15 protein-coding genes are annotated in these 15825 nt (G+C 65.0%); 5 read left to right on the top strand and 10 right to left on the bottom strand.

The genetic code is table 11. The annotated features are described in order from the left end of the window. Positions 1-77 precede the first annotated feature (77 nt). Complete coding sequence (locus FPY90_RS17420) at positions 78-938, top strand: inositol monophosphatase family protein (RefSeq protein WP_071216300.1); 861 nt, start codon at positions 78-80, stop codon at positions 936-938. On the opposite strand, the gene FPY90_RS17415 is transcribed toward FPY90_RS17420, so the two are convergent. After that, a complete protein-coding gene (locus FPY90_RS17415; protein ID WP_498682404.1) occupies positions 939-1694 on the bottom strand; it encodes a hypothetical protein in 756 nt (251 codons plus the stop codon). 94 nt (positions 1695-1788) lie between these two features. Then, positions 1789-2292, bottom strand: coding sequence for a DUF2087 domain-containing protein (locus FPY90_RS17410; protein WP_498682402.1), 504 nt, complete (start codon positions 2290-2292; stop codon positions 1789-1791). Between FPY90_RS17410 and FPY90_RS17405 the strand changes: the two genes are divergently transcribed. Continuing rightward, positions 2291-2551: a hypothetical protein gene (locus FPY90_RS17405; RefSeq protein WP_139194967.1), complete on the top strand. Its 261-nt coding sequence runs from the start codon at positions 2291-2293 to the stop codon at positions 2549-2551. The two genes, FPY90_RS17410 and FPY90_RS17405, sit on opposite strands and share 2 nt — an antisense overlap. A 39-nt stretch (positions 2552-2590) precedes the next feature. Here FPY90_RS17405 and FPY90_RS17400 read toward each other — a convergent pair whose 3' ends face one another. Then, positions 2591-4291 (bottom strand): FAD-binding dehydrogenase, encoded by a 1701-nt coding sequence (locus FPY90_RS17400; protein ID WP_498682399.1) that lies wholly within the window; start codon positions 4289-4291, stop codon positions 2591-2593. Between the two features lie 85 nt (positions 4292-4376). On the opposite strand from FPY90_RS17400, the gene FPY90_RS17395 reads away from it, so the two are divergent. After that, complete coding sequence (locus tag FPY90_RS17395) at positions 4377-5189, top strand: alpha/beta fold hydrolase (RefSeq protein ID WP_498682397.1); 813 nt, start codon at positions 4377-4379, stop codon at positions 5187-5189. A 10-nt stretch (positions 5190-5199) separates the two neighbouring features. Here FPY90_RS17395 and FPY90_RS17390 read toward each other — a convergent pair whose 3' ends face one another. The 7 genes from FPY90_RS17390 to FPY90_RS17360 form a co-directional block, all read right to left on the bottom strand. After that, positions 5200-5610: a cupin domain-containing protein gene (locus FPY90_RS17390; RefSeq protein ID WP_498682396.1), complete on the bottom strand. Its 411-nt coding sequence runs from the start codon at positions 5608-5610 to the stop codon at positions 5200-5202. Between the two features lie 15 nt (positions 5611-5625). Continuing rightward, positions 5626-6420 (bottom strand): IclR family transcriptional regulator, encoded by a 795-nt coding sequence (locus FPY90_RS17385; protein ID WP_498682395.1) that lies wholly within the window; start codon positions 6418-6420, stop codon positions 5626-5628. A 51-nt stretch (positions 6421-6471) separates the two neighbouring features. Next, positions 6472-6948, bottom strand: coding sequence for a nucleoside deaminase (locus tag FPY90_RS17380; protein WP_498682394.1), 477 nt, complete (start codon positions 6946-6948; stop codon positions 6472-6474). A gap of 89 nt (positions 6949-7037) precedes the next feature. Continuing rightward, entirely contained in the window at positions 7038-8294 is a 1257-nt protein-coding gene (locus tag FPY90_RS17375) for an aminopeptidase P family protein (protein WP_498682392.1), read from the bottom strand. Positions 8295-8356: 62 nt separating this feature from the next. Then, complete coding sequence (locus FPY90_RS17370; RefSeq protein WP_498682389.1) at positions 8357-9757, bottom strand: MFS transporter; 1401 nt, start codon at positions 9755-9757, stop codon at positions 8357-8359. A gap of 186 nt (positions 9758-9943) precedes the next feature. Next, positions 9944-10741, bottom strand: a complete 798-nt coding sequence (locus tag FPY90_RS17365; protein WP_498682387.1) for a creatininase — start codon at positions 10739-10741, stop codon at positions 9944-9946. Between the two features lie 170 nt (positions 10742-10911). After that, positions 10912-12507: a purine-cytosine permease family protein gene (locus FPY90_RS17360; RefSeq protein ID WP_498682385.1), complete on the bottom strand. Its 1596-nt coding sequence runs from the start codon at positions 12505-12507 to the stop codon at positions 10912-10914. 176 nt (positions 12508-12683) lie between these two features. On the opposite strand from FPY90_RS17360, the gene FPY90_RS17355 reads away from it, so the two are divergent. Both FPY90_RS17355 and FPY90_RS17350 read left to right on the top strand, forming a co-directional pair. Then, positions 12684-14186, top strand: a complete 1503-nt coding sequence (locus tag FPY90_RS17355) for a PucR family transcriptional regulator (RefSeq protein ID WP_498682383.1) — start codon at positions 12684-12686, stop codon at positions 14184-14186. A gap of 110 nt (positions 14187-14296) precedes the next feature. Further along, positions 14297-15760 (top strand): hypothetical protein, encoded by a 1464-nt coding sequence (locus FPY90_RS17350; protein WP_498682382.1) that lies wholly within the window; start codon positions 14297-14299, stop codon positions 15758-15760. Positions 15761-15825: the final 65 nt, after the last annotated feature.

The raw sequence follows: 15825 nt of genomic DNA, 5'->3' as shown, positions 1-15825 counted from the left end.
AGGCAACCATATTGGCAATTTAGTTGCCTAGTCAAACTAATTTGATGCTTCTCACAGCGGCGCTAGGCTGGTGGATCGTGAGCACCGCAAACTTCAGCACCTCCGAGATCGACCTGGCCGCACGATTGCGCACCATCGCGCTGGACGCCGCGCGGCTGGCCGCACCGATTCTGCGCGACGCGTTCCGGTCCGGGGTGGAACGGGAGAACAAGACCAACGCCCATGACCTGGTCACGGCCTTCGACAGGCACAGCGAGGCGGTCATCCGCGAACACCTCCTGGCGGCCGAACCGGACTCCTGGGTGCTGGGCGAAGAGGGTGGTCGCACGGGCGCCGGTTCCATCCAGTGGATCGTGGACCCCATCGACGGCACCAGCAACTTCACCCACGGAGTTGCCTTCTTCTGCATCTCCATTGCCGCAGCCCGCAACGGGGAACTGCTCGCCGCCGTCGTACTGGATCCGGTCGCCGACCTGGAGTTCACCGCCGATGCCGCGCATGCCTACCTCAACGGGAGCATCCTGGCCCCCTCGGCCCGGCCCGAGCAGCGGCACGCGAACATCATGACCGACTACCCCTCGGCCGAGGCAATCGCCCGCGACGGGGACTCGGCGCTGCGCGAGTTCGGCTCCTGGGTCACGTCCTTTGCCACGGTGCGCCGAAAGGTCTCTGCAGCCCTGGCCTTGGCCCACGTGGCCGCCGGATGGTGCGATGCAACCATCGGCTTTGACACCAAGCCCTGGGACGTCTCCGCCGGCGCACTGCTGGTGCGCCGTGCCGGCGGACGCTACCTGGGCTTCCGCTATGACGGGCCCATGCTCCCGGACCACGAGGCCCCGTGCTTCTTGGCACTGGGTCCCGGCGCCGACTACCCCGTGCTGGATCTCTCGATCCGCCGGATCATCGAGGCCCGCAGGGATCGGGACGCCGGGAAATAGTCAGTCCAGCTCGCGCGCGTTGACCTGGTCGGGGAATTCAATGTCCTCGACCTTGCGCACCAGCACATCGCTGAGCTCGCATACGGCCACCGCATAGGGGCCGGAGTGCGAGTCCTCCACCAGCAGGTTGCCCGCCGTGTCGTGGATCCGGCAGCTGACGAACTCGTCGCTGCCGTCCGGATTGGTGGCCGTGATGCCGCCGAAGAGCGTGGAGGCCTCCACCGTCTGCGCATAGGGCCCGCGCTGGCGGGTGGTTTTCGGCGGGTCCGCGGTCTTGGCCACCGTGACCTGGTATTCCCCGCTCCCGTTGGCGGTGAATTCAAAGCTTTGGGTGTTGTCGAAGTACGAGAGCATCGTGGAGAACAGCACCGCGTAAAGGATCGACACAAGCAACGCAAAGGTTCCTGTCACCAGTGCCGTGATGCTGAAGCCGCGGCTGTTGATCCGCTTGGCGATGCCCACGATGCCCAGCACCATCGCCAGGGGGCCCAATACAAAGGAAACGAAGCCCACGAAGGGGACCAGCGAGACGACCGCGGCCACGATGCCGGCGACCATCGCGAAGACCGTCATCCCGTGCGTGCGTGGGGGCGGGTAGCCGCCGCCGGTGCCGTAGTAGCCCTGGGGAGGATACTGCCCCGGGTACGTCCCCGGATAAGGCCGTTGGTTCTGGGCGTATTGCCCCGGGTACCCGCCGGGGGTCGGCCACGATCCATGGTTCGGATCGCCACCGGGGCGGGCATAGGGGTCAGACATGGGGCTCCTGGAACGCGGGGACGGAGGGTGGCAAATGCCGGAAACCGTTCACAATGAAGTTACCCCGTGGGGAAGGTTGGCACAATTTCCGTTCCTAGTCGGAGCCGTCGGCCAAGCGATACACCGAGCCGTCCGGCTGGCGCAGCAGCATGCCGTGGTCGACGAGGTAGCGGCGCAGCAGCACCGGGTCGTCGGTGAACTCCCCCAGCCTGGCGGTCAGTTCCACCTCGGTGAGCTGCTGCCCGTGGCCCATGACCTTGCCTGCCACCACTCGCAGCAAGCCCAGGCGCTCCTCTTGGCTCTTGGGGTAGCGATCGATGCGTCCGGCGGCGTCGAGGAAGCGGTCGACCCCTTCTTTCCGGGCCTTCCGTGCACCTGAGGCCAGGACGCGCGCGAACAGCTGGTCATCCACCGCTCCCTCCCGGTCCAAAAGCCCCGCGTTGGCGAGGTTGGCCCTGGCCTTGGCCGCGCGTTCGGGCCGCAGGTCGCTGTCCAGGCCCAGGACCTGCTGGGCGTAGTAGCGGCGGGTCTCATCGTTGGCCAAGGCACCAAAAACCTGGCGCCATTCACCGGCCGTTTCCTGCAGTGGATCCTTCATGATTCTTTCCCTCGTATTTCCCGGTTCTTCGGCTTACCCTGAGGTTATGGCTACTCTATTTCATCGAAATGTACAGACTGCCGTGCACCACCACGGCGGTGGATCGATCATCCTCGGCGGAATCCTGGCGACCTTGCTGTTTGCGACGTTCGCCGTCTTCTTGATTGCTGCCCAGGGAACCTGGGCTCCGATGATGATCGGTGTGGCGTTCAGCCTCTCGGCGATTCTCTTCGGAACGGTGTACCACTTCACGCACTGACCTTTCCGCCCACCTTCGAGCCACGGGCTCCCCGCATCTTCACGGGGAAGCCGGTGGCTCGACCCATGCCCGCGCCCGGGCCGTCGCGGCATGCCGGCCGGCCGCCCTTCCGCTGAAGAGGCAGCCGCCCAGGAATGTTCCCTCCAGCGCACGGTAGCCGTGGAGTCCGCCGCCGCCGAATCCCGCGGCTTCGCCCGCCGCGTATAGCCCGGCGACCCGGTTTCCGGAGGCGTCGAGCACCCGCGAGTCCAGGTCGGTTTGGATCCCGCCGAGCGACTTGCGCGTCAGGATCCTCAGCCGCACCGCAACCAGCGGACCGGCCTGGGGGTCGGTGATCCGGTGCGGCTTGACGCTGCGGACCAGCTTGTCCCCCAGGTACTTCCGGGCCGAGGAGATGGCCGCGACCTGTCCGTCCTTGCCAAAGGGGTTTGCCACCGCCGAGTCCCGGGCCTTGAGGACCTCGGCCACCTGGACGGGGTCCAGCAGATCGGAGCCGGTGAGCCGGTTCATCTTGCCCACCAGTTCGTCGATCGTGGGCGCCTGGAGGAAGTCTTCCCCGTGGTCCAGGAAGGCCTGGACCGGGCCGGGAACATCCACGCGGGCCCGCGCCAGCACCGCACGGATGTCCTTGCCGGTGAGGTCGGGGTTCTGTTCCGATCCGGAAAGCGCGAATTCCTTGCCGATGATGCGCCGGTTCAGGATGAACCAGCTGTAATCGTGTCCGGTGGCGCGCAGGTGCTCCAGGGTGCCCAGGGTGTCGAAGCCCGGCCAGAGCGGATCGGGCAGGCGCTTGCCGGTGGCGTCCAGCCACAGCGAGCTGGGTCCGGGAAGGATGCGGATCCCGTGGTTCTTCCAGACGGGGTTCCAGTTGGCGATGCCCTCGGTGTAATGCCACATCCGGTCCTCGTTGACCAGCCGCGCACCGGCCCTTTGCGCGATGTCCAGGCCGCGCCCGTCCACGTGGGCCGGCACCCCGGACACCATGGTTTCGGGCGGTGTCCCCAGCCGCTGCGGCCACGCGGCGCGCACCTTGTCCAGGTTTCCCCCGATGCCGCCGGTGGCGATGACAACCGCCGGGGCGAAGTATTCGAAGTCCCCGGCCTTGGTGCGGTTGCTAGCCATGCCCCGGGGTGCCGGGTCGGGTTCCAGCACCGTGCCGCGCACCCCGGTGACGGCACCGTTCTCGGTGGCCAGCTCGTCGAGCCGGTGCCGCCAGAGCATGGTCAGCTGGCCCTTGGCTTCGGCCGTGCGGGCTGCTTGGATGAAGGGTTCGAGCAGGCCGGGACCGGTGCCCCAGGTGATGTGGAAGCGCGGCACGGAGTTGCCCGGTCCCTGGGCCCCGGCTCCGCCGCGTTCGGCCCAGCCGACCACGGGGAAGAAGCGGATGCCGCGTTGGTGCAGCCATTCGCGCTTGCCGCCGGCTGCCCACTGCACGTAGGCGCGCGCCCATTTGCGTGCCCAGTCGTCCTCGTCGCGGTCGAAGCCCGCGGTGTTTTCCCAGTCCTGCAGGGCCAGGTCCTCGGAGTCCTTGACGCCCAGCCGGCGCTGTTCCGGGGAGTCGACCAGGAAGATCCCGCCGAAGCTCCAGTGGGCCTGGGCCCCGAGGTTGGTCTCGGGTTCCTGGTCCAGCAGCAGCACGCGCGCTCCGGCCGCCGTGGCTTCGGTGGCGGCGACGAGCCCGGCCAGGCCGGCGCCGACGACGATGACATCGAAGTGTTGCGAATGCGGGGTGTTCGACATGGATCCACACTATCGCCGAAGTGGTCAGGACCACACGCCTTGGCAGGCGGGGCGTGCCACCTCGGCCTGCTGCTAGCGTGCAGGGGTGAACTTCGTTGAATTCGGCTCCGGTACCCCGATCCTGATGATCCACGGGCTCTGCGTGGACCACCGGCTGCTGCTCGAGCTTGACCAGGTCTTTGGCGCGCGGGGCGGGTGGCGGCGGATCTACCTCGATTTGCCGGGCATGGGCGCTTCCGTGGCCGGGCCGGGCATCCGCAGCTCCGACGCGGTCGCCGCGGCGGTGGTGGACTTCGTCCGCGAAAACCTTGGAAGCCGGCGCTTCGCCGTCCTGGGCAATTCCTTTGGCGGCATGCTGGCACGCCACCTCGTGGCCGAATTCGGCGACCAGGTCGTGGGCCTGGGGCTGCTGTGCCCGGTGGCCGTGGCGGAGAAATCACGGCGCACACTGCCGCCCCGATCGATCCTGCGCACCGACCTGCAGCTGCTGGCCTCGTTGGACTCCCACGACGCGGCGGACTACGCCGAGCTGGCGGTCATCCAGTCCCCCGCGAATTGGGAGCGCTTCCGCGATTTCGCGCTGCCGGGCCTGCGCTCATTCGACCGCAGGGCCGTCGGCCGGATTGCCGGGAACTACCCGTTGGCCGTCGAACCCGAGGACCGCGCGTCGTCATTCGGCGGCCCCGTGCTTCTCATCGCGGGCCGCCAGGACCATGTGGTGGGGTTCGAGGACCAACTGGTGTTGGCGGGTCGCTACGGAAACTGCACCGTTGCGGTGCTCGATGAGGCCGGCCACAACGCCCACCTTGACCAGCCGGGGCAAACCGGCGCGCTGCTCGATGCGTGGCTCGCGGACATGGAAGGCATCCTGCCCCCGGGCACCTCCGGTGCGCGCTAACACCGCTCGTTCAGGGCTTGGTGCCCCGGGCCGCCAGCCCCGCGGCCAGGGACCCGAATGACGAGAAGTCCTTGTGTCCGGGTTCGCCCCAGACCACCAGCACGCGCAGCACCCCGTCCCCGGTGTTGCGCAGATCGTGCTCCACCCCGGCCGGGGCCAGGACGCTGTCCCCGGCGCGCAGCCGGTGGTGTTCCGCGCCGACCTGCATCTGCGCGGTGCCCTCGAGGACCAGGTAGAACTCCTCCAGCGCTACGGTGTCCGGGTCGTGGGAGTGCATGCCCTCGTGTCCCCCGGGGTCCAGTTCCCAGGTCTGGATGGCCACGGGCATGGCCATGGAATCGGCAAAGTGGAATTGCATGCGCGTCGGCGTGCCTTCGTGCAGCGAGTAGTCGAAGGTGTGCGCACCACGTGGTTCAAACATCACAGGATCCCGTCCCTAGGTCGCCGGAGAGCCCAGGCGAAGGCTGATTTGCCGTGCGGCCCGCATGCAGGCGGCACCGAGCTGGTGGAGTTGTTCCTCGGAGACCCGGTAGTACGGGGCGGCGATCATGGCGCTGGCGACCACGGTGCCGCGGTGGTCGAAGACCGGTGCGGCCACCCCGACCTCGTCGGGCGAGGTTTCCCCGTGGTTGGCCGCGTAACCGCGGCGGCGCACGGCCTCAAGGCGCGCGAGGTAGTCGGCGCGGGCGCCGGCGGTGCTTTCCGGCAGCACCACGGTCCCGGATTCAAGCAGTGCCGCGGCGCGTCCCGCGTCCTCGTGAGCCAGGAATACCTGCACCGAGGCGCTGAGCGCGGTGTTGTAGCGGCTGCCCATGGCCGAGGTGTGCTTGACCTGGTGGATGCTGGGGATCTGTTCGACCGAGACGGATTCAAGCCCGTCCCAGATGGTCAGCACCGCGGTCTCCCCGGTGTCCCGGGCCAGTTCGTTCAGGAACGGGAAGGACACCCGGCGCACGTCCAGGTTGGCCAGCAGCGGTCCGGCCACGGCGATGAGCCCCAGTCCCAGCGAGTACTTGCGGGTGGCCTCGTCGCGGGCCACGATGCGTTCCTGCTCCAGGGTGACCAGGATGCGCGAGACGCTGGATTTGTGCAGTCCCACCTGCGCGGCGATCTCGGTGACGCCCAGCACCGGGTGCTCCACGGTGAAGCAGCGCAGCACGTCGATGACGTTGACGATGACCGAGGCGCCGCGCGGTTCCGCGGCGGGGGTTTCTGCCGTTTGGGCAACCATGGGGATTCCTCCGGTGGATGGGGTGCTGGTGGGTGCGTTCACGGGTGCACGCTACTGCTCCGGATCGGGCTGGGCCTCGTCGACGCCGATGTCTTCGTTCCACACCCCCGGGTTCCGGGCGGCGAAGTCCTCCATCAGCGCGGTGGCCTTCGGGTCGTCGATGACCACGACCTCCACGCCGCGGGAGCGCAGCAGCTCGAGTTCCCCGGGGAAGTTCTTCTCCTCCCCGACCACCACGCGCCGGATGCCGAAGAGGATGATCGATCCGGAGCACATGGCGCAGGGTGCCAGCGTGGAGTACAGGGTGGTCCCGGCGTAGGAGGCACGGCGTCCGGCATTGCGCAGTGCGTCGATTTCCCCGTGCGCCGTCGGGTCGCCGCTTTGCACGCGGCGGTTGCGGCCTGCCCCCAGCATCACGCCGTTCTCGTAGATGCTCGAGCCGATGGGCACCCCGCCCTCGCCTGCACCCAGGCGGGCTTGTTCCAGGGCGGTGGCGTATCCGGCGCGGTCGTGTTCGTCCAGGTTCATGGCGTGCGGCTCGATTCTTCGTCGGATGCGGAAAGGGGGTGGCGGGGCGCACGCGTGCACTCCACCACCCCCATCATGCCAGTTCGAGGCTAGGCGTCGATGATGTTGTTTTCCGGTCCGAAACCGAACTTGGTGATGTTTTCCACGCCGCCGTCCTCGCCGATGACCAGGATGTCGTGCTCGCGGTAGCCACCGGCACCCGGCTCGCCGTCCAGGATGGTGACCATCGGTTCCATGGAGACAACCATGCCCGGCTCCAGGACCGTATCGATGTCCTCGCGCAGTTCCAGGCCGGCTTCGCGGCCGTAGTAGTGCGACAGGACGCCGAAGGAGTGGCCGTAGCCGAAGGTGCGGTTGGGCAGCAGTCCGTGGCCGATGAAGATCTCGTTGAGCTCCGCGGCGATGTCCTTGCAGACCGCGCCGGGCTTGATCAGTTCCAGGCCGCGCTTGTGCACCTCGACGTTGGCGTTCCATACCTGCAGCGAGCGGGCGTCCGGCTCGCCGAGGAACAAGGTGCGCTCCAGGGCGGTGTAGTAGCCCGAAGTCATCGGGAAGCAGTTCAGCGAGAGGATGTCCCCGCGCTCCAGTTTGCGGGTGGTGGCCCAGTTGTGGGCGCCGTCGGTGTTGATGCCGGACTGGAACCAGACCCAGGTGTCGCGCACTTCGCGGTGCGGGAAGGTCTTGGCGATTTCGTGCACCATGGCCTCGGTGCCGATCAGTGCGACCTCGTACTCGGTGATGCCCTCGCGGATCGCTGCCTTGATGGCTTCGCCGCCGATGTCGCCGATGCGTGCACCGTGCTTGATGACCTCGATCTCCTCGGCGGACTTGATCATGCGCTGGCGCATGGCTTCCTGCGAGACATCCACCAGGGTGGCACCGTCGAAGGTCGCGGCGATGGCCTGGCGGGTGAACAGCGGCAGGGCGTCGTCCTCGACGCCGATGCGGGTTGCCTTGACGCCGTTGCGCTTCAGGGCCTCCTGCAGTCCGTAGTAGAAGTTGTCGCGCTTCCAGTCGGTGTAGACGATGTTGTCGCCGTAGCTGGTGCGCCACGGCATGCCGGCGTCGATGTTCGCGGTGATCGTGGTCGAGCTGTCGGCGGTGACAACCAGCGCGTAGTTGCGCCCGAAGGTGGTGTAGAGGAAATCGGAGTAGTACTTGATGCCGTGGTAGCTGGTCAGGATGACCGCATCCAGTTCCTTGGCGGCCATGATTTGGCGCAGGCCGCCCAAGCGACGCTCGAACTCGGCGTCCGAGAAGGTGAGCTGCTGCTTGGTGCCGTTGTGCAGGGTCTTGAGGCGCTCGAGTTCGGAAACGTTGGTTGCGGTGGCCGATGCAATGGTCATGATGACTCCTTCTGGTTGTTGATGTGCATTGTTGGTCGTGGGGTAAAGAATTGGAGGTGGCGTTATGCCAGGGCCTTCTTGCTGGTTTCCACGGAGCAGGCGACCGCGATCAGCGAGATGGCTGCCGCGCCCATGAGGTACCAGCCAGGGGCGAGCAGGCTTCCGGAGCTGGCAATCAGCAACGTGGCCACAAAGGGTGCGGTTCCGCCGAATAGCGCGTTGGACAGGTTGAAGCTGACGGCGAAGCCGGAATACCGGACCCGCGTGGGGAACATTTCTGCCAGGAAGCTCGGCAATGTTCCGTCGTTCAGGCTGAGCATGCCGCCGAGCAAGATCTGGACGAGGACGATGACCAGGAAATTTCCCGTATCAAGGAGCATGAACGCCGGAACGGTAAGCACCACGAACAGGATCGAGGCGGTCATGAGGACCTTCTTGCGTCCGAAGCGGTCGGAGAGCATTCCGGTGAGGAAGATGAAGCCGATATAGGTCACCAGTGCCACGGTGGTTGCCATGTAGGACGAGGTTTCGTCCATTCCCAGCTCCTGTGACAGGTAGGTAGGCATGTAGCTGAGGATGACGTAGAAGCCGACGGCGTTGAGCAGCACCGCACCGACGGCCTGCACGAGCTGGCGCCAGTGGTTCTTGAACAGCGCGCTGACCGGGGCCTTGACGGCGTTGTCCTCCTTGGCCAGTTCCTTGAAGACGGGTGAGTCTTCGAGCTTGGTGCGGATGTAGCGCCCGATCAGGCCCATGGGCGCTGCCAGCAGGAACGGCAGGCGCCAGCCCCAGGACTGCATCTGTTCTGGATCCAGCATGCCAGTGAGCAGTGCAGCCAACAGCGAACCGAGCAGCAAACCCGTGGCGGTGCTGGCTGGTACAACGGCGGCGTAGAGGCCCCTGCGGTGGGCCGGCGCGTATTCCACCAGGAAGGCGGATGCTCCCGCATACTCGCCGGAGGCCGAGAAGCCCTGGACGACTCGGATGATCAGCAGCAGGATCGGAGCCCAGATGCCGATGGTGTTGTAGGAGGGGATCAGGGCGATGCAGAAAGTTGCCGCGGACATGATCAGGATGGACCAGGACAGGGCCTCGCGGCGGCCGATCCTGTCGCCGAGGTGGCCCCAGACGAACCCGCCCAGGGGACGAACGAGGAAGGAGATCGCGAAAAGTGCGAAGGTGAGCATCAGGCCGGTCGACGGGTCGGATTCCGGGAAGAACACCGCGGTGATGGTGACGGCCAGGTAGCCGTAGACGGCGTAGTCGAACCATTCCACGAAGTTGCCGATAAAGCTTGCGGCCACGACCTTGGTGCGGGTCTGTTTGCCGATGCCCGCCGGGTCCGGGCGCTCCTGGCCGCTCAAGGTGGGGCCAAGGTCGGATGTTGGGACGTTGGTGAGCGTGCTCGTTGCAGAACGCGCGTTGGCATCATTGCCGTTCGCGGGGTTTTTGCGCTGAATCATTTGGGAACCACCAGAAGGTTTCTTGAGTTGCATTCATTGCAACGCTGTTGCAATCACTGTATTTGTGTGCTGGGTCACTGTCAAGGGCTGGGTCAGCCTGTACCTCATTCGAAATTTCCGCCCCCGGGGGTTGGGCAACTGCTACCTACCCCGATGCGGGTTCACAGCAACGCCCACGCCGCTGGATCATGACTTCGCACCGAGCATCTCCAGTGGAAGTGAGTATTCGGCTTCCACTGCCTTTGCCACGGCATGGGTCACCGCGTCCAGGAGCAGCTGTCCGCGTTCGGCGCTGGCGCCGGTTGGCGCTGACAGGCACCCGCTGGCCGGTGTTCGCGCCGGGTCCTCGGGGAAGACGTCGTAGGGCTTCAGCTGCGCCGGCGGATGGTCGACGGCACGGGACATGTCCACCTTCTCCGGATGCAGCAGCATCATGAGGGATGTTTCCAAAACGCCTCCATGCTCGATGTCCCAACCGAGAAAGCCGTCGGGGAAGACCATCTCCAAGGTTTCCTCGTCGACGAAGTCCCAGTAGGACAGCAGCATGGCCCGGGCGTCGAGGCCGATTTCCCGGGAACGACCCACTGCTATTTCCAGCCCCTCGTAGATGAACTGGTAGTTCTCGAAGTGGCCGTTGAGAATGACGACCCTTGCAAACCCTTGCCCGATGAATGAGCGTGCAATGTCCTCGACCTGTCCGGTGAGCGTTGAACCGCTCAGGCTCGTGGTTCCAACCCGGTGGTTTCCGCCACCGGAGCGAGGCTGCGACTTGTATCCATAGGAAAAAGTCGGCGCAACCAGGGCACCCAGCTTCGAGGCCACCGCCCCGGCAATTGCACGCGACAGCATCGCGTCGACCCCCAATGGCATGTGCGGACCATGCTGCTCGGTGGCACCAGCGGGGATGATGACCATCGCATGGGGCTGGGCCACGTATGCGGCGTAGGTGTCCGCATCAATGTCTTCAAGAAATACCGATTGCATCGGGATGCTCCTAGTGATGTTGAACCGGCTCGGACCGATCTTGGCTGACCGCGTTCTTCCGGCGGGCTTCGGTGAAAGATGCTTCAGGAAAGGTACTGGGTTCGCTTCCTCGCGAGGCGGGACCCGCTGCGACAATGCGAACCCCGAGGTCCGCGCCTTCCGGCGGTCGGCTACGAGCCGATCTTGTGTTTTCCCTGGGCCGCCCCAGCACCCTCGCCCACAGGCTCTGCAGCGTCGTCGATCCGCTGCTCGGCGAGCAGGAACTCGGCGCTGCCGTGCTGGCGGATGAATTCCGCATCGGAGCAATCAATCTTCAGGCCCAACGGAACACCCTGTTCAATGCGGGACTTGAATCGGCGGTGGCCCAAGGCGTAATACAGGCCCGCACTGGTGGCTGTTCCGGCCAGCCACGAAAAGTCGATGCCGCCCACGGCCGTTGCGATCGGGCCTTGGAGAGCCGGCACCGAGCCGTACATGCACATCCACGTCATGAAGATGCCCCCAGCGAAGGCAACGAATGCCGCCGGATTGATGGACTTGAGCTTCGATGACTTCGGGTCAAGGAACAAGTAGGAGAAGTCCTTGTGGCGGCGTTCGAAGACGAAGTAGTGAACGGCCATGATGCCGCCCCAGGTCGCCACCCATGCCGCGATGGCGATGATCCAGTTATGCAGGACCTCGGCGAAGTCGGTGGCGAAGAGGAAGGCAATGACCGCCCCCATGGCCAGCACGCCGACGGTGATGGAGAGCTTCTTGCGTGAGACGTTGATGTCAAGGGCCTGCGTTGCAACACCGAAGGTGTACATGTTGATGATGTTGGTGGCGATCGGTCCGTGGATGACCAACAGGATCACCGGGATCGAGAGTGTGCCGAAGCTTTCGACAATCAATTGTCCGGGATCGGCCGTGCCGTTCTTGGTGGCAAGGCTGGCGCCCAGGATCCCGAGCCAAACGACGGGGAGGAACTGGCCGAGCACGCTGACGGCGTAGAGCTTGTGTGATTTGATGCGCTTGGAGACAAATCGGGAGTAGTCGGGTGCGTAAGTGAACCAGCCGATTCCCCAGCCGATTCCGATCGCGGTCATGATCGAGGACATTGCCGCGATGCGTGGCATGCCGGTGAGCACCTCACCGACCGGGCCCTGGTAGGACCAGTCGATGTCCAGTTGCGTCCAGGCGAGGATCGACATCGCGATCAGCACGATGATGGTCGGCGGCATGGTGATGCGTTCGAAGCGCGCGATGGCCTTGTATCCGCGGTAGCAGATGGCCACCTGGATGGCCATGATGACGGCGGCGGTGCCGATGCGCCAGAGCATGTTGCTGGCCGTGGGATCGACCCAGCCGATCATGCCGAACAACGCCATGATGAGGTCCAGGATGACCCAGGTGTTGACCGCGGACCAGCCAATGGCGATGACCGCCTGGATCGCCGCCGGCAGGTAGGCTCCCCGGCGGCCGAAGGCGCCGCGTGCCAACAGCATGCCGGTCGCCCCGGTCTTCTGCCCCAGGACCACGAAGAACCCGAAGCCCAGCATGCCGATGACGTTTCCGGCAATCAATACGGTCAGGGTGTCGGCGAGGCCGAGTCCCAAGTGGATGCCCAGGGCACCGAGGATCCAGTTGATGGGGGCGACATTGGCCCCTGCCCAGATCCAGAACTGCCCGGAGAGCTTGGTGGTCCTGGCCGATTCGGGAATGGGCTGCAGGGAGTCTTCAACTTCGTGGGTCACGCTTTCCGATGAACTGGCTGCGTTGCTACTCATGATTCACTCTTTCGGCTGCGAATGGCTCGGTAAGAACTTATCCACCAGCGTAGGAGTGATCCACGCCACCCAGTACACTCAAAATGTATATTTTTTGCCCCAGATTGATGACAAACAGTCACTTTACGCCCGGTAGGAATTCTCATTCGCCCTAAATCCCGACCCAAGGAGCCCTCATGCCGATTCACCTGAAGGACGTCCTGGCCACCCCGCTCTTCAAGAAGGCACGGCCCCGGATCGTGGCGGGCGCCGCAAATCTCGAGACCAAACAGGTGCGCTGGGTGCATTCCAGCGAGGTCCTTGAGATCGCGCCTCTGTTACGCGGGGAGGAACTCCTGCTTAGTGGAGGCCAGACGCTCCTGTCGCTGCGTCCCGAGGCCCAGATCCAATACATCCGGAGCTTGGCAGAACGGAGGGTCGCGGCTCTGGCCATTGACACCGTAGGCCTGAACCGGACGTTGTCGCTGGAAATCATCGAGGCGGCAGAGGCCGCCGGCCTGCCGCTGATAGAGCTCCGCGCAACCGTGCCCTTCGTCGAACTGGCCGAGGCCATCAACCGCGGGATCGTTTCCGCGCAGGCCTTGGCCCTGCAACGCGCCGATGAGATCTCCCAGCTGATCGCTCACCGGATCGCCACTTCGGGGCCAAACCTGCCGCCGCTGATTGAGCTGATTGGCCAGACCCTGGGTGTGAACGCCTTGCTGGTCGACATGGCTGGCATCACCTTGGCCAGCAGCCGCAATATCCGCGATGACGACATCGGAGTCGAGGTCGTCTGGGACATCTTTCTCAGCGACGTGGTCGCCGCACGCCTGCAGCTGGAAGGCCGCCATCCGGCAGACGATGAGCTTTTGACCACCGTTGCCGAGCGGCTCGGCAGCATCCTGGCGCTCGCCTTGTCGCAGCACCACCGACCCACCCGTGCACAGATCGCCGATTCGGCTCTCATGCAGGCCATCATCGGCGATTCCAGCGCCAGCGAGATCCGGGACCTCTGCGCCCAGGTCGGGCTGGCGATTGGTCTTCCGGTGGCCGTTCTTGTTTTCCGCGGCGTCGAATTAGGTCGGGTCCGCAGCGCATTGGAGAGGATCCTGCGGCGCAACAGCCCGGAGGTCAAGACCTATCTGGATTCCGAATACCTCTATGGCGTCATTCCGCTCAAGGGTTCCTCTCCCGCGCAGGAACGTCGAAGGATCCTGCGTGGTTTGCGCGAAGACATCAAGGTCGTGGCGGTCCAAGGCGTCATGGGTCCGTGGGTTGCCGATGCCACTCACGGCTCGTGGTCGTTGCAGGAGGCTCTGCTGGCGGAGCGGCTTGCCCTGCCCATGCCGAACTCGGGCGTGCTTCGTGATTGCGAGGATGTTGTCCTTGAACGCCTGTGCGTTCGGGAACTCGGCCGCAAGAGCATGGACCGCTTTGTCCAGGAGAATCTCTCGGACCTACTCCACCATGACAGCATTCGCGGAGGGGACCTGGTCGCGACCCTCGATGCGTGGTTGTCCGCAGGGTGCAATTCCACCGCCGCGGCAGCAAACCTGTTCATGGAACGCCAGACGCTGCACAAGCGACTAAACAAGATCTTTGAGTTGCTCGGCGGCGATCCTCGTGGCACCTCTCGCCTTGCAGCATTGCATCTGTCGACCAGGTTGGCCACGTCCAACTTGGCTGCGGGAAAATAACGCCGCATCCCGGCGGGGTTGCAAGTGCGTGCCGTCTCCCAAAACCGTGTGCTTACCGTGAAAGTATGGCTAGGAGCTTCATCGTCCCTAGCCAAAAGGAATATTGTTCCGTGAAAAAGCCCTTAGCCATCGCCGGCGCGATTCTTCTTGCCGTCTTGGCAATTCCGTTGCTCGACCCACTGACCAGGGCGCGGGTCTTCACGGGCGTCTTCCTGGGCGGCGGATTGGCACTGACGCTGCTGGTCGCAGGCATTCTAGTCGCCTTGATTGGTTTCTTCGCCGGCAAGCGTCGGCTCGCCGGTCTCGGGATATTGGCTGCGGTCATCGCCGTACCGTTGGCCTTGGCCGCCAGCTGGAACGCCAACGTGCACCTGCGCGACACCGTTGCCGTGGTTGCCGCCGAGGACGAACTTCTCCCGGAAACCGGGCTGCGCGCGCCCTACCTGGTGGCCGAGCGGCAGGCATCATCCAACAGCTCGGGCACCGTGGGAGATATCACCGGCACCACGTACCTGGCAGGCAAGAATGTGTACTCGACCCTGGTGGAGCGTCGCGGCTGGCTGGGCCCGGGCTACGAGACCATGATCGTGCAGGAACTCGCGCTGACCGGCCAGGCAACCGGCGAGCGTTGCGATTTCGCCGCGCACGCCAACAAGCGGATGAACGGATACTTCGGCAACAGCCTGACGAGGGCCATTGCCCGCATCGACACCGGCTTGATTGCCAAGGACGTGGACACCTGGGGCTACTGCGACAACGGCATCCCGAAAATCGTTGTCCCGGTGACGAAGCTCGAAAACTGGTTGGCGCCGCGCGACGTCCCGGCCGGCATCGTCATCTACGACGGCAGCACCGGCGAACTGGAGCACAGGCCCGAGGTCGCTTCCGGCGAGCTTCCCGGCCCGGCCGTATCCATTTCCCAGTCGCGCCGCATCAATGCCTCGCTGGCCACGCTGAACGGCGGCTGGTGGAGCACCCACATCCTGAAGTCCACGGGCATCACCGACGAACCCAAGGACGAAGACGACACGAACCTTGGAAGCCATTCGAACTTCAGCCTGAACCACGGAGACACGAAGTTCGGGTTCTTTTCGCCGTTCACCTCGCGTGCTTCCTCGCGCACCATCGACCACGTGGCGGTGCTCGACAGCTCGCAGGTGACGGCCGGAACGAGCGCCTCAGCGAAGTTGTACGCCCTGCGCAGCCCGCGCCAGTCGAACGCGGCCACCGCCGACAAGATCAAGGCCGACTACTCCTCCCTGAGCGACTGGGCCACCGGCATGGCTGTCATGGAGATCGTGCCGGGCGGCGAAGGGGTCTGGCACGCCAGCATCGGGCAGAAGCAGAACGTGAACTACCGTGTGCAGTTGAACGCCGACGGCTCGTCCTGCCTGCTCACCGCCACCGGCAACAAACTGCGTTGTTCCACCGATGCCGAAGCCTCCCCGGGCGATTTGCCCGAGGGCGAGCTCGGCAGCGGGATTGTCGACCCGTCGGGCCTGACCAACGACCAGCTCAAGGCCCTGCACGAGGCCATCGTCAAGGAACTCCACGAGCGCCTCACCGAACAGTAGCTACCCGAGGCGTCCGGAACCCTATCGGCAAGAGAACTCCCCTACAGCTCCACAGGCCACGGACA

The sequence above is a fragment of the Arthrobacter sp. C2 genome (assembly GCA_024207135.1).
In the GTDB taxonomy this organism is placed as follows: domain Bacteria; phylum Actinomycetota; class Actinomycetes; order Actinomycetales; family Micrococcaceae; genus Paeniglutamicibacter.
The sequence above is the reverse complement of the archived record's forward strand: the minus strand, read 5'-3'. Positions and strand labels throughout refer to the sequence as shown.

Excerpts from the sequence above, each read along its gene's own strand:
- FPY90_RS17415 (WP_498682404.1), bottom strand. The coding sequence starts at position 1,694 with ATGTCTGACCCCTATGCCCGCCCCGGTGGCGATCCGAACCATGGATCG.
- FPY90_RS17405 (WP_139194967.1), top strand. The coding sequence starts at position 2,291 with ATGATTCTTTCCCTCGTATTTCCCGGTTCTTCGGCTTACCCTGAGGTT.
- FPY90_RS17410 (WP_498682402.1), bottom strand. The coding sequence starts at position 2,292 with ATGAAGGATCCACTGCAGGAAACGGCCGGTGAATGGCGCCAGGTTTTT.
- FPY90_RS17400 (WP_498682399.1), bottom strand. The coding sequence starts at position 4,291 with ATGTCGAACACCCCGCATTCGCAACACTTCGATGTCATCGTCGTCGGC.
- FPY90_RS17390 (WP_498682396.1), bottom strand. The coding sequence starts at position 5,610 with ATGTTTGAACCACGTGGTGCGCACACCTTCGACTACTCGCTGCACGAA.
- FPY90_RS17385 (WP_498682395.1), bottom strand. The coding sequence starts at position 6,420 with ATGGTTGCCCAAACGGCAGAAACCCCCGCCGCGGAACCGCGCGGCGCC.
- FPY90_RS17380 (WP_498682394.1), bottom strand. The coding sequence starts at position 6,948 with ATGAACCTGGACGAACACGACCGCGCCGGATACGCCACCGCCCTGGAA.
- FPY90_RS17375 (WP_498682392.1), bottom strand. The coding sequence starts at position 8,294 with ATGACCATTGCATCGGCCACCGCAACCAACGTTTCCGAACTCGAGCGC.
- FPY90_RS17370 (WP_498682389.1), bottom strand. The coding sequence starts at position 9,757 with ATGATTCAGCGCAAAAACCCCGCGAACGGCAATGATGCCAACGCGCGT.
- FPY90_RS17365 (WP_498682387.1), bottom strand. The coding sequence starts at position 10,741 with ATGCAATCGGTATTTCTTGAAGACATTGATGCGGACACCTACGCCGCA.
- FPY90_RS17360 (WP_498682385.1), bottom strand. The coding sequence starts at position 12,507 with ATGAGTAGCAACGCAGCCAGTTCATCGGAAAGCGTGACCCACGAAGTT.
- FPY90_RS17355 (WP_498682383.1), top strand. The coding sequence starts at position 12,684 with ATGCCGATTCACCTGAAGGACGTCCTGGCCACCCCGCTCTTCAAGAAG.